At 30.2% G+C, this 12,903-nt stretch carries 12 protein-coding genes; 8 read left to right on the top strand and 4 right to left on the bottom strand.

Going from position 1 to position 12,903, the window contains the following annotated elements; all coding sequences use genetic code 11:
* Nucleotides 1–2 precede the first annotated feature (2 nt).
* A complete protein-coding gene (locus LRR82_RS03400) occupies nt 3–1,949 on the bottom strand; it encodes an oxidoreductase (RefSeq protein WP_249030114.1) in 1,947 nt (648 codons plus the stop codon).
* A 135-nt stretch (nt 1,950–2,084) separates the two neighbouring features.
* Here LRR82_RS03400 and LRR82_RS03395 point away from each other — a divergent pair, with 135 nt between their 5' ends.
* The 5 genes from LRR82_RS03395 (at nt 2,085) to LRR82_RS03375 (ending at nt 6,809) form a co-directional block, all read left to right on the top strand.
* Nucleotides 2,085–3,011 carry a LysR family transcriptional regulator gene (locus LRR82_RS03395; RefSeq protein WP_249030112.1) on the top strand — a complete coding sequence of 309 codons (927 nt, stop codon included), beginning with the start codon at nt 2,085–2,087 and terminating at the stop codon, nt 3,009–3,011.
* A 138-nt stretch (nt 3,012–3,149) separates the two neighbouring features.
* The gene (gene nadA, locus LRR82_RS03390) at nt 3,150–4,055 is read left to right on the top strand and encodes a quinolinate synthase NadA (RefSeq protein WP_249030109.1); all 906 of its coding nucleotides are present in this window, start codon (nt 3,150–3,152) and stop codon (nt 4,053–4,055) included.
* A 27-nt stretch (nt 4,056–4,082) separates the two neighbouring features.
* Nucleotides 4,083–5,399, top strand: coding sequence for an L-aspartate oxidase (locus LRR82_RS03385; protein ID WP_249030108.1), 1,317 nt, complete (start codon nt 4,083–4,085; stop codon nt 5,397–5,399).
* The gene (nadC, locus tag LRR82_RS03380; protein WP_249030107.1) at nt 5,383–6,246 is read left to right on the top strand and encodes a carboxylating nicotinate-nucleotide diphosphorylase; all 864 of its coding nucleotides are present in this window, start codon (nt 5,383–5,385) and stop codon (nt 6,244–6,246) included. Before LRR82_RS03385 ends, nadC begins: the two co-directional genes overlap by 17 nt.
* Before the next feature lie 17 nt (nt 6,247–6,263).
* Nucleotides 6,264–6,809, top strand: a complete 546-nt coding sequence (locus LRR82_RS03375) for a transcription repressor NadR (RefSeq protein WP_249030106.1) — start codon at nt 6,264–6,266, stop codon at nt 6,807–6,809.
* A gap of 136 nt (nt 6,810–6,945) precedes the next feature.
* On the opposite strand, the gene LRR82_RS03370 is transcribed toward LRR82_RS03375, so the two are convergent.
* The 3 genes from LRR82_RS03370 to LRR82_RS03360 all read right to left on the bottom strand — a co-directional run bounded on the left by LRR82_RS03370 (nt 6,946) and on the right by LRR82_RS03360 (nt 10,773).
* Nucleotides 6,946–7,557, bottom strand: coding sequence for a nitroreductase family protein (locus LRR82_RS03370; protein WP_249030105.1), 612 nt, complete (start codon nt 7,555–7,557; stop codon nt 6,946–6,948).
* A gap of 226 nt (nt 7,558–7,783) precedes the next feature.
* On the bottom strand, nt 7,784–8,302 hold the full coding sequence (locus tag LRR82_RS03365) for a class I SAM-dependent methyltransferase (protein ID WP_249030103.1): 519 nt from the start codon (nt 8,300–8,302) through the stop codon (nt 7,784–7,786).
* Nucleotides 8,303–8,745: 443 nt separating this feature from the next.
* Complete coding sequence (locus tag LRR82_RS03360) at nt 8,746–10,773, bottom strand: oxidoreductase (protein WP_249030102.1); 2,028 nt, start codon at nt 10,771–10,773, stop codon at nt 8,746–8,748.
* Nucleotides 10,774–10,926: 153 nt separating this feature from the next.
* Here LRR82_RS03360 and LRR82_RS03355 point away from each other — a divergent pair, with 153 nt between their 5' ends.
* The 3 genes from LRR82_RS03355 (at nt 10,927) to LRR82_RS03345 (ending at nt 12,903) form a co-directional block, all read left to right on the top strand.
* Entirely contained in the window at nt 10,927–11,484 is a 558-nt protein-coding gene (locus LRR82_RS03355; RefSeq protein WP_249030101.1) for a TetR/AcrR family transcriptional regulator, read from the top strand.
* A gap of 500 nt (nt 11,485–11,984) precedes the next feature.
* Entirely contained in the window at nt 11,985–12,332 is a 348-nt protein-coding gene (locus tag LRR82_RS03350) for a hypothetical protein (protein WP_249030099.1), read from the top strand.
* Entirely contained in the window at nt 12,325–12,903 is a 579-nt protein-coding gene (locus LRR82_RS03345; RefSeq protein WP_249030098.1) for a ClpP family protease, read from the top strand. The genes LRR82_RS03350 and LRR82_RS03345 overlap by 8 nt, the downstream gene beginning before the upstream one ends.

Genomic DNA, 12,903 nt, shown 5'->3' with positions numbered 1-12,903 from the left:
CATTAAATTGCTAACGCTCGATAGTAACCATCAGAAACAGCATCACTAACACGAGCTGTACGAATAGCATCACCAATTTCAAAAACACGTGGAGCAGTATTTTCGAACTCTTTTGCAAGGGCAATATTTGGACGCATACCTGCAGCTAATAAGATATGATCAGCACTAAACACTACTTGACCATCTGGTGTATCACATACTAAACCTTCATCATTAATAGCAATCGCTTTTGATGATGTATGGATTTTAATATTGCTTTTACGGATATAAGTAGCCATTGCATTTTTATGCATAAAGTAAGAATCAGTAGCCCAGTCATCATTCATTTCTATCATCGTTACATTTTTACCAAGACCATCTAAGTAAATTGCAACTTCAGTCCCTACTAGACCTCCACCTAAGATAACAACATTTTCTCCTAATTCTGGATTAGCTTTTGTTAATACATCTAAACCAACCACTTTTGAACTATCAATACCTTCAATAGAAGGTACAATTGGAGATGCACCTACTGCAACTATAACTGCATCCGCATCCATATTTGCAACTTCTTTGCCACAAAGAGCATGATTTAAATGAACTTCTACCCCTGTATCTTCTAAACGTTTTTCCATTACTTTTACAAACTTATGCATATTTTTCTTGAATGGAATATGTTCTTCAAATCGTAATTGTCCACCCAATGAACTAGATTTTTCATATAAACTAACAGTATGTCCTCTTTGTGCAGCAGTACAAGCGGCTTCCATACCACCAGGTCCACCACCAATAACAATAACTTTCTTTGCACTTTCTACTGCAACTGGTGCACTTTGACAAGCAAGTTCATTTCCAACTTCTGGATTAAATGCACAAGCATATGTTCTATTTGTTAAATAATTATAGAAACATGTAAAGCAACGACAACAAGAAACGATTTCATCACTTTTTCCTGAAAATGCTTTTTCTACAAAATATGGATCACAAATTGACTGTCTAGCAACTTCAACAATATCTGCTTTCCCTGATGCAATAATATCTTCCATCATATCCATATCTGATAAACCACCTAAAGTAGCAACTGGTGTTTTTACATGTTTTTTCACTTCAGCAGCTAAGAATACATTACAACCTTCTGGTACAAACATCGACGGATGGGTAATCCCAAATACTTCTGGATTTTCATGAACACCTGCTGAAACATGTATTAAATCAACTTTCCCATCTACTGCTTTTGCGATTTCAACACCTTCTTCAATTGTGTATCCACCATCATCAAACTCAGCACCACTATAACGGAATTCAATTGGATAACCTTGACCAACTGCTTCACGAATTTTTTCAATAACTAGTAAAGTGAATCGCATACGATTTTCTAAAGATCCACCCCATTTATCTGTTCTCTTATTCATAGCAGGAGAAATGAATTGGTGCAATAACCATCCATGCCCTGCATGTAATAAAATCATATCTATTCCTGCTTCTTTTACAAGTTTTGCTGCTTCTCCAAATTCTTCTGCAACTGCAAGTATTTCTTCATCATTCATTGCATGAATCATATTTCCATGAGAACCAACCTCATCATTTGGCCCCATTGATGAACCAGAAACTCCAGCATGACCACGTGCATTTGCATATTTACCACCATGCGTTAATTCCATAACTGCTAGTGCCCCATGACGATGAACTGCATTTGAAAATTCTTTTAATGATGGTAAACTCATAACATCATATAATGTAACTTCTTTGGTATGTGTACGCCCTTCTGGTGACACAACCCCTAAACCGATACAAGTACTTGATAATCCACCTTTTACACGATTTGCATGAAAGGCTACGTCTTCTCTTCTCATGTGACTTTCTGTGTCCATTTCAGGATTTGACATAGGTGCTCCTAAAATACGATTTTTAAATGTAACATCACCAATTTGAATTGATTTTGCTAAATTTGGGTAAAATTTGTTTTCCATAATAATTCTCCTTCTTTTTTTTATTTTCCTTGTTAATTATTTTACAAGTTCATTATACAAGATAAATTGATATTGCAATAACAGCGCTTTCATTGTACGATATACAAGTAAAAAGTTGTAACAGGAGGAAAATATATGACATTTCATCAAATGGAATTATTTGTGTTAGTTTGCGAATATAAAAGTATTAATCGTGCTGCAGAAGTTAGCTACATATCACAACAAGGTATTTCACACACAATTAAAGAACTAGAAAAAGAACTTGGTTGTACGCTTTTTATCCGTTCTAAAAAAGGGGTAACTCCTACAAAGAGTGGAATCTATTTCCTTGGGGAGTGTATCGCAATGTTAGATAAAAGAAGTTTTCTAAAAGAACATCTTTCTAATATAGATAACATTCCCGTAGAAACTATTCATCTAGGGATGGCCTTTGGAGTAATCTCTGCACTACCTTTTAATATGATAAAAGATTTCGAAAAAAAGCATGATTATATAAAAATTGATTATAATGATCGTGCTGATTATTATTTAGAACGACAAATGTTACGAGGAGACTATGATTTTTGTGTTACAACAGGAATAGTAGATAGTGATGAAGTAATTGGTGAATGTATTTATACACAAGGTATCTATTTATGCATCCCCCCTACTCATTTGTTATATACAAAAAAAGATATTACAATGGATGACCTTAGAGATCAGTCATTTGCAACATTTAGTACACAGTTTCATATTCGTCATGACTTTGAATGGGTATGTAAAAAAAGTGGTTTTTCACCACAAATAGAAATTGCATCAAATGATTTCAACTCTTTAAGAGAAGTTGCCATTAACAATAACTTTCTTTTTGTAGTACCTGCTCATACTAGATCTTTTACGAATCAAGATGTCAGATACGTACCATTTCCAGATAATAGCTTTGAATGGAAAATATTTTTAACGATGAAAAAAAGCAAAGTATTAAGCGATGGAATGACTAATTTCTATAACCATATAAAAAACTATTCCAAACTTGCTTTAAAGCCTCAACTATATAATGATACCAATAATAAAAGCGTTTAATTACTTCAAAAAGCATATTCTTTCAAACAATCAATGTTTGAAAGATATGTTTTTTTAAATATTCTTTTTAAACTTCTGTCTTGACAGATGTAATGACATATAATACAATCATACAAACTAATAAATTATAAAGGAGTTATGAGATTGAAAGAGGAAATTGTTAAATTAAAAAAAGAAAGAAACGCTATTATATTAGCACATTATTATGTAGCAGATGAGGTTCAAGAAATTGCAGATTATGTAGGAGATTCCTATTATTTAGCTAAGATTGCAAAAGAAAGTACTGCCGATGTAATTGTATTTTGTGGTGTTAAGTTTATGGGAGAAAGCGCTAAAATAGTTAATCCAAATAAAATCGTACTACTTCCAGAAAAGAACGCTGATTGCCCTATGGCACATATGGCAACAGTAGAAAATGTTAAAAAAATCAAAAATGAACAAGATGATTTAGCAGTTGTATGCTACATAAATTCATCCGTTGAATTAAAGTCAGTATCTGATGTTTGTGTTACATCTTCTAATGCAATAAAAATAGTAAAATCTCTCCCGAATAAAAATATATTATTTATTCCTGATGAAAATCTAGGTAGATATTGTCAATCTAAAATACCAGAAAAAAACTTTATTTTTAATAAAGGATATTGTCATGTACATACTGCTATCCATGCTTTTGATTTAATGAAAACAAAAGCAAAATATAAATCAGCGTTAGTTTTAGCACATCCTGAATGTACTGGAGATATTTTAGAACTTGCTGATTTTATAGGGAGTACATCACAAATTATTGAGTTTTCTCAAAAATCAACATGCAATGAATTTATAATTGCAACAGAGCTAGGTATTTTATATGAGTTAAAATCAAAAAGTCCTAATAAAATATTTCATACTATTAGTGAACAACAAAGTTGTCCTGATATGAAATCAATTACTTTAAATAGTGTTTTATCATCATTGAAAAATAATAACTACCAAGTTAATGTGGATGATGTTATCGCAATAGATGCCCTAAAACCTTTAGAAAAAATGCTTGATCTAGCAAAATAAATAACGAAATATAGGGAGAGAATGAAAATGTCTATTATTAATACAAATATTATTATCGTTGGATGTGGTGTTGCAGGTCTTTTCACTGCATTAAATTTGCCTAAAGATAAACAAATCATTATCATAAGTAAGACAAAAAAAGAAGAAAGTGATTCATTTTTAGCCCAAGGTGGAATTTGTGTTTTACGTGATGAAGATGATTATAAGAGTTTTTTTGAAGATACTTTAAAAGCTGGACATTATGAAAATAATGAAAAAACGGTGGAAATAATGATTAAGAATTCTCGTGAAATGATTGAAGATCTTACTAGTTTAGGTGTTGATTTTGAAAAAGAGAATGGGGAATTAAAGTATACTTGTGAGGGAGCTCATTCTAATTCTCGTATCTTATTTCATAAAGATATAACAGGAAAAGAGATTACATCAAAGTTATTATCTGCTATTTCTAGTTGTGATAATATCAGTTTATATGAAGATACAACAATGCTTGATATTATAAGTGAAAATGGTGAATGTAAAGGTATTATTTGTAATCAAAATCAAAAAACATTATCAATCAAAGCTGATTATACAGTTTGGGCCACAGGTGGTATTGGTGGTTTGTATCAACATTCAACAAATTATAAACATCTTACAGGTGATGCTTTAGCTATTGCTTTCAATCATAAAATAGAACTAATGAATTTAGATTATGTTCAAATTCACCCTACTACTTTTTATTCTAAAAAAAAAGGAAGACGTTTTTTGATTTCAGAGTCTGTTCGAGGAGAAGGTGGAATTTTGTATGGTAAAAATAAAGAGCGTTTTGTTGATGAATTACTACCAAGAGATATCGTATCAAAGGCTGTTTATCAACAAATGAAAAAAGATAATACTGATTTTGTATGGTTATCTTTTGAAAATATTGATGAATTTACGATTATGAATCATTTTACACATATCTATAATCAAATGAAATTGGAGGGATATGATATTGTAAAAGAACCGATTCCCGTTGTTCCTGCACAACATTATTATATGGGTGGTGTTGCTGTAGATACAGTTAGTAAAACGAGTATGGAACGATTGTATGCTGTTGGTGAAACGTGTTGTAATGGAGTCCATGGAGCAAATAGACTTGCTAGTAATTCTTTGTTAGAAAGTTTAGTTTTTGCTAAAATACTAGCCAAGGATATAACAAAAAATTACGAAAATAGTACGGAAATAGTAAACAAATTGGATTTAATAAAGTATACTATAAAAGAAGAAGTATTAAATGGATACAATAAAATGCTCATTGATTTAATATTGAAAAATAAAGATATAAAACATAACAAGGAGAATAATAATGAACGATATTACTAATATTTTAGTGGTAGACGAATTACTTCGTCTAGCACTAAAAGAAGATATAAGCAGTGAAGATATAACAACGAATGCTGTTGTAAAAGATGATAAAACAAAGGCTTCTGTTGATTTAATATGTAAAGAAGATGGTATTATTGCAGGACTTAGTGTTTTTATGAGGGTTTTTAAATTGTTAGACAATGATATCAAAATTGATTTTGCAGTGAAAGATGGAGATGCTATTCATTCAGGAGATGTTATTGCTACATTAAATGGAAATGTATGCGCATTATTGTCTGGAGAACGAGTTGCGTTAAATTATTTACAACGTATGAGTGGAATAGCTTCTTATACTAACTCCATAGTACAAATGTTTTTACAACATCCTGATTGTAAAACAAAACTGTTAGATACAAGAAAAACTACACCAAATATGAGAATATTTGAAAAATATGCTGTAAAAGTTGGTGGTGGATATAATCATCGATATAATTTATCTGATGGTATTTTGTTAAAAGATAATCATATCAGTTTTGCAGGATCAATAAAAAATGCAGTAAGTGCCGCTAAAGAATATGCCCCATTTGTACGTAAAATCGAAGTGGAAGTGGAAACCCTAGAAATGGTAAGAGAAGCAGTAGAAGCTGGAGCAGACATCATCATGCTTGATAATATGTCCATTGAAATGATGAAAGAAGCGATTGCAATAATAGACAATAGAGCGAAAACAGAATGTTCTGGGAATGTTACAAAAGAAAACATCTCCAATTTGATATCAATAGGTGTTGATTATATTTCTTCTGGAGCAATCACTTATCTTGCACCAGCACTTGATTTATCATTAAAAAATTTGAAAGTTATATAATAAAAAGGTGAAATTATATGAAAGAATTAAATGGAGAAGAAAGAAGAATTAAAGTTTTAAACATGATAAAAGAAAGCAATTCCCCTTTAAACGGGACAGCTATATCAAAAAAAATGGGTGTTAGTAGACAAGTAATTGTAAATGACATTGCCTTATTGCGAGCAAATAAATATGATATTATTTCAACAAATAGAGGATATATTATTCAAGATGCATCAAACAAAGTTAGTAATGATAAAGATGTATTTACTCGTGTTTTTAAGGTTGAACACAATGATTTTGAAATATACGAAGAACTATCTTGTATAGTAAGTCTATCAGGAAAGGTACTCGATGTATTTGTTGATCATGAGGTTTATGGTAAGTTTTTTGCACAATTAAATATTTCAACAACAAAAGATATTGATAACTTTGTATCTCAAATGAAAGAAAATGAACTTGTACCATTAAAGAATATAACAAATAATTGTCATTATCATACAGTCCAAGCACCATCTATTAAACTACTTGACTTAATTGAATTAGAATTATCACAAAAAGGATTCTTAAAAAATAACGATTAAGTCATTAAAAGACTCAACCATCTTATTATATCGAATTATCTTTCTCTTTTCCTATTTTATTCTAAATACACATACTAATTAGATTTATTTCTAACAAAAAAGAACTGATTTCAGTTCTTTTTTATTATTTATATTCTTAAATAAATGTTGCTATTTCATCTAACGTTTTCTTTTTTAATTCTGGTAATTGATAATTTAAGTCTGCTTGTCCTACTGCTAAAATCATTACAGGCGTTTCTCCTTTGGGTCTATTGAAAAAGTCTCTTAGAAACATCATTGGTGAAGGTGTATAAGTTAGTGAGGAATATCCTGCATTTCTAAGAGCATTAATTAACATACCAATCGCAATTCCAACACTTTCCGTTTGATAATAATTTACTTCTTTTTCTCCTTTATCATTTAGTATATACATTTCTTTAAATACAACAATTAAACATGGAGCTTGAGTTAAGAATGGTTTTTGATAATCTACATTTAGTTTATCTAAATCTTTTTGCCATTCCTTGCTTATTTTTTCTTCATAGAAAGTTTTTTCAACCTCTTCACACTTTTTCCTTAATTCTATTTTAGTCTTATTATCTGTTACTACAACAAAATGCCAAGGTTGTTTATCTGCTCCACTTGGAGCAGTTCCTGCTGTTAGTATACAGTCTTTCATAATATCTATATCTACTGGTTGTGATAAAAATTCTCTATAACTTCTTCTTTTTTTACTTTCTTCAAGTAATTGTTTAGATGATTTTGTCATATTGTTTCCTTTCTAGTGTTGTTATTTGATATGATAGACTACTCTATTGTTACAAAATAATTATTTATATTGATTGCAATGAATCAAGATATTTTTAAAAGAGAAAGACAACAATATATCAATCTTCTTTTTTTATTTTACCAATTAAAATACTTTCTGGAAGTGGTTTTTCATCCAAAAGTTCATTACTGATGATTTCAAATCCGTATGATTTAATAAAGTCTTCCTATTCTTTTGATGTCCACTGATAAAATGTTTTAAATCCAATTTTTTCCATCACCAATAACCTAACTTTATTGATTTCTGCTTCATAAACAAAGGTTGGTGCTATTAGAATTCCATTAGGCTTTAAAACCCGTCGGATTTCTTTCAATGCTTCATCTGGTTGAGGCATGATATGCAAAGCATTTGCTATTAAAACAACATCAAACATATGATCTTCATAGGATAGTTTGGTAGCATCTTGAATCTCATAAGAAACTTTTTTTGTATTAAAACGTTTCTTTGCTTCCAGGACCATTTTTGTTGAAAAATCTGTAGCAATCCAATGTTTAGAACTATTTGCAAGAAAAACTGTAAGTTGTCCTGTTCCACATGCCAACTCTAATACTTCTTGATTTTCATTAATCTGGGGCTTTATTTTTTGACAAAGAGAAACATATAAGTCTTTATTTCCTTTTTCTTGAAAAGCTGTATATAGTTTTGCAATACGTTCCCAAAATTTTTTATTAGAATTATCTTTCATAGTACTCCCTTTTTATTTACATTAAGATACTTCTTACTGTTTTAATATTTATCCAAAAGAACAATAATGTCTTACTTTGTTTCAATTATACCAAATTCAGTATAATTTAGACAGTGGAAACCATGATAAGAGAGTTATATTTAAAACACAATGATAATAACATAGATCTAAACAATCTACATCAAAAGAACAATAGTATTTTAAGGCCTTATATCCTGAATTAAAACATATTAAGAATTAGAATAAGTTTTTATAATACATTCGATTATTATTTTTATGAGTATCTATAAATGAGGATTAAATTGTTAAATAAAGAAGTTTCAAAACAATATCCAATAGTACCTATTCCACATGATGGAATATAATAGAAAAAGCAAAAACCAAGTCAAAATCAATCAACTTGGTCATGTATCAATTTTATTTGTTTACATTAATGTTTTTCATTAAAATTCAAGAATTAGATCATTTACTTGTTTCACTGCATCTAATAGATTTGAAACTTTATGTGCATCTCCTAGAATATGTACATTAGATTTAGTTTCCGTTTTAATCTTTGTACCACTTATAAATCCAATAGATACTACTGTATTATCTGCTGCTATTTTTATTTCTTGGCCTGTTTCTGTTTTAACTACAACTGCGTTTTCTTCAATACTTAGAACATTCGCACTTAGATAAACTGGTACTTTATAGTATTCAAAAGCATCTCTTAAATAACTTGTATTTGCCATAGATGACCCTGGTGCTTTCATAATATCATCTTGTTGTTCTATAATAACAGGTTTTTTCCCTAACATAGCTAAGTCATAAGCTAATTCACAAGCTGTTTCACCACCACCAATGATTACTACATTTTGACCACAATCCATTCCATTTGCTAGGAATTCAACCGCATTCATTGCATATTCACTACCAGGTACTTGAATACTTCTTGGCTCTAGGCTACCTGTTGCTATAATAATTTCATCTGCTTCTAGTGAGCAGGTATCTGTTATTTCTGTAGCCATATGTAAATGAACGGATGATTTTTTGATTTGACACTCATAATATTTTAACAACTCTCTTGCTTTTCCTTTAAAACTAAAGCAAGCTGCCTCATTAAATACACCACCTAGTCGATCACTTTTTTCATATAAATCAACACTATGTCCATGTCTTAGTGCCTGTAGTGCAAACTCCATACCTGCAATTCCTCCACCTACTACAGCAAAATGTTTAGGATCTTTTGTTATCTTTAGTTCATATTTTTCTTCATTATTAGTATATGGATTTAAGGCACAATTACCTGCTATATGACCTGTTGCTCCTGAGTCTTTCCATAGTGAAAATGCTAAACAACCAGTATGACAAGATATACAAGGTCTAATGTCTTCTTCTATATCTTCTCTAATTTTTGTAAGATAGTTTTCATCTGTTAAGAATTGGCGAGCAATTCCTACAAAATCTAGGTTACCACCTTCAATAGCTTCGGCAGCTTGTTTTAATTCCATTCTACCGGCACAGATAACAGGTTTATCTGTGTAGGGTTTAATTTCCATCGTTTCTTTCAAGTTACAGTTTGGGGGCATATATACTGGAGGGTGAGCATAATACCATGAGTCATACGTTCCATTATCAGCATTGAATGCATCATATCCAGCTTCACTTAATATTCTAATAGCTTCTTTAGATTCTTCCATTGTACGTCCAATTTCTATAGAATCCTGATCTGCAGGTATAATCCCTTTTCCAAAATCTTTTGTCTTTGTTTCTACAGAATATCGTAACATTACTGGGAAATCATCACCACATTTTAGCTTGATTGCTTTTACAACATCACAAGCAAAACGTAATCTATTTTCTAATGAACCACCATATTCATCTGTTCTATGATTTGTGTGTGAAGTAGCAAATTGGTCCATAACATACCCTTCATGAACCGCATGAACATCAATACCATCTACCCCATTTATTTTACATAGATAGGCAGCATTAGCAAATCCATCGACAATTTTATGAATTGTTTCTACAGACATTTGGGTAGATAAATGTTCAGGAATCCAACGATTTGGCAAACCAGCATCAGCAGTAGAGATTGAACTCTCTAAATCAGGAATAAATGATAATATTTGCATATCCACTGGATATGGGAAGTTTCTTCCAAAACCAGCTGCTAACTGTACAAACAACTTTGATCCATAAGAGTGAACTTCATCCATAAATTCTTGAAGTCCTTCAAATACTTCTGGGTGATCACCCAGAAATTCTTTCGTCATCAAAGAATGAGTTGATGCTGCCCCAGGTATAATTAAACCAACACCATCCTTTGCACGATTTAAAATTAATTGTCTTGACTCAGTGTGAAACCCATTATTTGTCATGGTCCAATCTAATATTTTTGTTGGTTCCATAGGTTCCATAACGAATCTGTTTTTAATCTCACAGTTACCAATTTTGGCTGGTGTAAATAAAATTTCATAATCTTTGTTCATAATTGCTTCTCCCTCCAACTTAACTTGTCTTTCAAATTTTCTTATGATATCATAATTATAAGTTTAAGGATATTGCTTTTCAATTATCAATATTTGTAAAAATGTAGGATAAACTACATATAATCATAAAATGAATGGAAAGGTATAAAAAATATGACGGACAAAAGAATTAGTAAAACGAAAAAGAATATAGAAAACACGTTTTTTTTACTTTTAGAAGAAAATGGTATCGAACATATAACGATCAAAATGATTTGTGCATCTGCTCAAATAAGTAGAAGTACTTTTTATGATCATTATGAAGATTATCCAACATTCGTTAGAAGCATTGAAGAACAACTTGTTGATAAATTATTAAAGTGTGTAGAATTATATGAATATAATTCGAACACTGAAGATATGTCCAATAAATTATTTTCTGTGATAAAAGATAATCATTATCTATTTTCTTTTATCTTTAATGATACGATCCATTCTAATGCAAGAGATATGTTTAGAGAAAGGTTAAAACCTAGTGCAATTGAAGGTTGGTCAAAAAACAGTAATCTTCCTAAAGAAGAGTTGGAACTTATTTATGATTTTTTTATGGATGGGGCCCACTCTTTAATGAAACAATGGTTTAATAATAAAACTACTATTTCAGAAGATAGATTTCTAGAGTTATACAAGAATTTATTAAGATATGGTGTGTATAAGTACGTATATATATAAGGTTACTATTCTTTGTTATATTTATTAAAATATATATCGAAACAAAATAAATAATGGTTTTATACAAAGATTGCTCACCTATCGTGAGCTTTTTTTATTTATGTTATTTTCTAAAAAATACCTTTGCTTTTTTGTTATCCTTTTGTTCATAATTGCTGACATTGTAGAATAAGAGTGGGACAAATTCATTTTAGTTACAATAGGACATTATCATATTTGGTTACTAAAAGTCATGAAAGCACTTAATAATATCCACCCTATTTGAATCGTCAAAAATTAAAATAATTCCTATAAATCTTAAAACCACTAATACTCCTATTAAAGTTTGCATTTATATATCCGCCATAAAACAATTCTTTTTACAATTATAGTTTCTTTATTAGCTAAATACTGCCTCAAAACCTAAGAATGCAATTTTTAGAAAAAAGCATTCCTTTTTTATTTTTTCTCTTTTATATATGATGGGTTTAGTTAGTAAATCTATTGCAAAGGAGCATAACATGAAAGAAAGTTTAACTACTAGAATTACCAATCTAAATCCAATAAGAAAGGAAAACAATTTTGAAATAAATAAAGAAAACATTACTTCACTTTATTATTATTTAGCTTTAAAAAACAAAAAAGAATATTACATTTGGTTTTATCAAAGAGTTAGAGAAGTCTTGATAGAGAGAATTAAACTTATTTATTGTGACTATGATGGTGAATATTTTGAAAAATATTCCTTATGTGATTTACAGCGATTTTTTTGTTTAGAAGAAAGAGATACAGACATTAGTTTTATACATTATCTAATTTATATATACCCATTTATCAACTTAGAAGAGGAGACTACCCATGATGAATAACCCAAAAATAGTAAAAGAAACCCATAAAGGATTAAGTATGTATAGCATCCAAGATGATATGCTACTACGAAGAGAAATAGAATGTATTGGAGAAATAAATACAGAATTAGTAAATTCTCTCATTTCACAAATCCGTTATCTATATTCTCAAGATAAAAATAAAGAAATAACTATCTTTATTAATAGTCCTGGTGGATGTGTTAGTGATGGACTGGCATTATATGACATTATGAATGCTGTACAATGTCCTATCCGTACTGTTTGTATTGGAATGGCTGCAAGTATGGGGGCTATCTTATTTGCATCAGGAGATACCCGAGAAATACTTCCTCATGCTAGAGTTATGATTCATGATCCTCTAATTAATGGTAACATTGCTGGAAGTGCCTTACAAATTCGTTCCATTAGTGAAGACTTATTGAAAACTAGAGAAGTAATTGCTTCTATTTTATCGAATCATACTGGAAAAAGCATCGAAGATATTTATGAAAAAACAATTACAGATACTTATTTTTATGCTCAAGAAGCCATTGATTTTGGATTGGCTGATACTATCATTCATCAACTATAA

Origin of the sequence: Tannockella kyphosi, assembly GCF_021054785.1 — a bacterium.
Classification (GTDB): Bacteria; Bacillota_I; Bacilli_A; order Erysipelotrichales; family Coprobacillaceae; genus Tannockella; species Tannockella kyphosi.
This window is presented reverse-complemented; position numbering and strand designations above follow the sequence as displayed.

Bases quoted from the DNA above. Each gene is read 5' to 3' on its own strand.
- LRR82_RS03400 (WP_249030114.1), bottom strand. From the start codon at position 1,949: ATGGAAAACAAATTTTACCCAAATTTAGCAAAATCAATTCAAATTGGT.
- LRR82_RS03395 (WP_249030112.1), top strand. From the start codon at position 2,085: ATGACATTTCATCAAATGGAATTATTTGTGTTAGTTTGCGAATATAAA.
- nadA (WP_249030109.1), top strand. From the start codon at position 3,150: ATGAGATTGAAAGAGGAAATTGTTAAATTAAAAAAAGAAAGAAACGCT.
- LRR82_RS03385 (WP_249030108.1), top strand. From the start codon at position 4,083: ATGTCTATTATTAATACAAATATTATTATCGTTGGATGTGGTGTTGCA.
- nadC (WP_249030107.1), top strand. From the start codon at position 5,383: ATGAACGATATTACTAATATTTTAGTGGTAGACGAATTACTTCGTCTA.
- LRR82_RS03375 (WP_249030106.1), top strand. From the start codon at position 6,264: ATGAAAGAATTAAATGGAGAAGAAAGAAGAATTAAAGTTTTAAACATG.
- LRR82_RS03370 (WP_249030105.1), bottom strand. From the start codon at position 7,557: ATGACAAAATCATCTAAACAATTACTTGAAGAAAGTAAAAAAAGAAGA.
- LRR82_RS03365 (WP_249030103.1), bottom strand. From the start codon at position 8,302: ATGAAAGATAATTCTAATAAAAAATTTTGGGAACGTATTGCAAAACTA.
- LRR82_RS03360 (WP_249030102.1), bottom strand. From the start codon at position 10,773: ATGAACAAAGATTATGAAATTTTATTTACACCAGCCAAAATTGGTAAC.
- LRR82_RS03355 (WP_249030101.1), top strand. From the start codon at position 10,927: ATGACGGACAAAAGAATTAGTAAAACGAAAAAGAATATAGAAAACACG.
- LRR82_RS03350 (WP_249030099.1), top strand. From the start codon at position 11,985: ATGAAAGAAAGTTTAACTACTAGAATTACCAATCTAAATCCAATAAGA.
- LRR82_RS03345 (WP_249030098.1), top strand. From the start codon at position 12,325: ATGAATAACCCAAAAATAGTAAAAGAAACCCATAAAGGATTAAGTATG.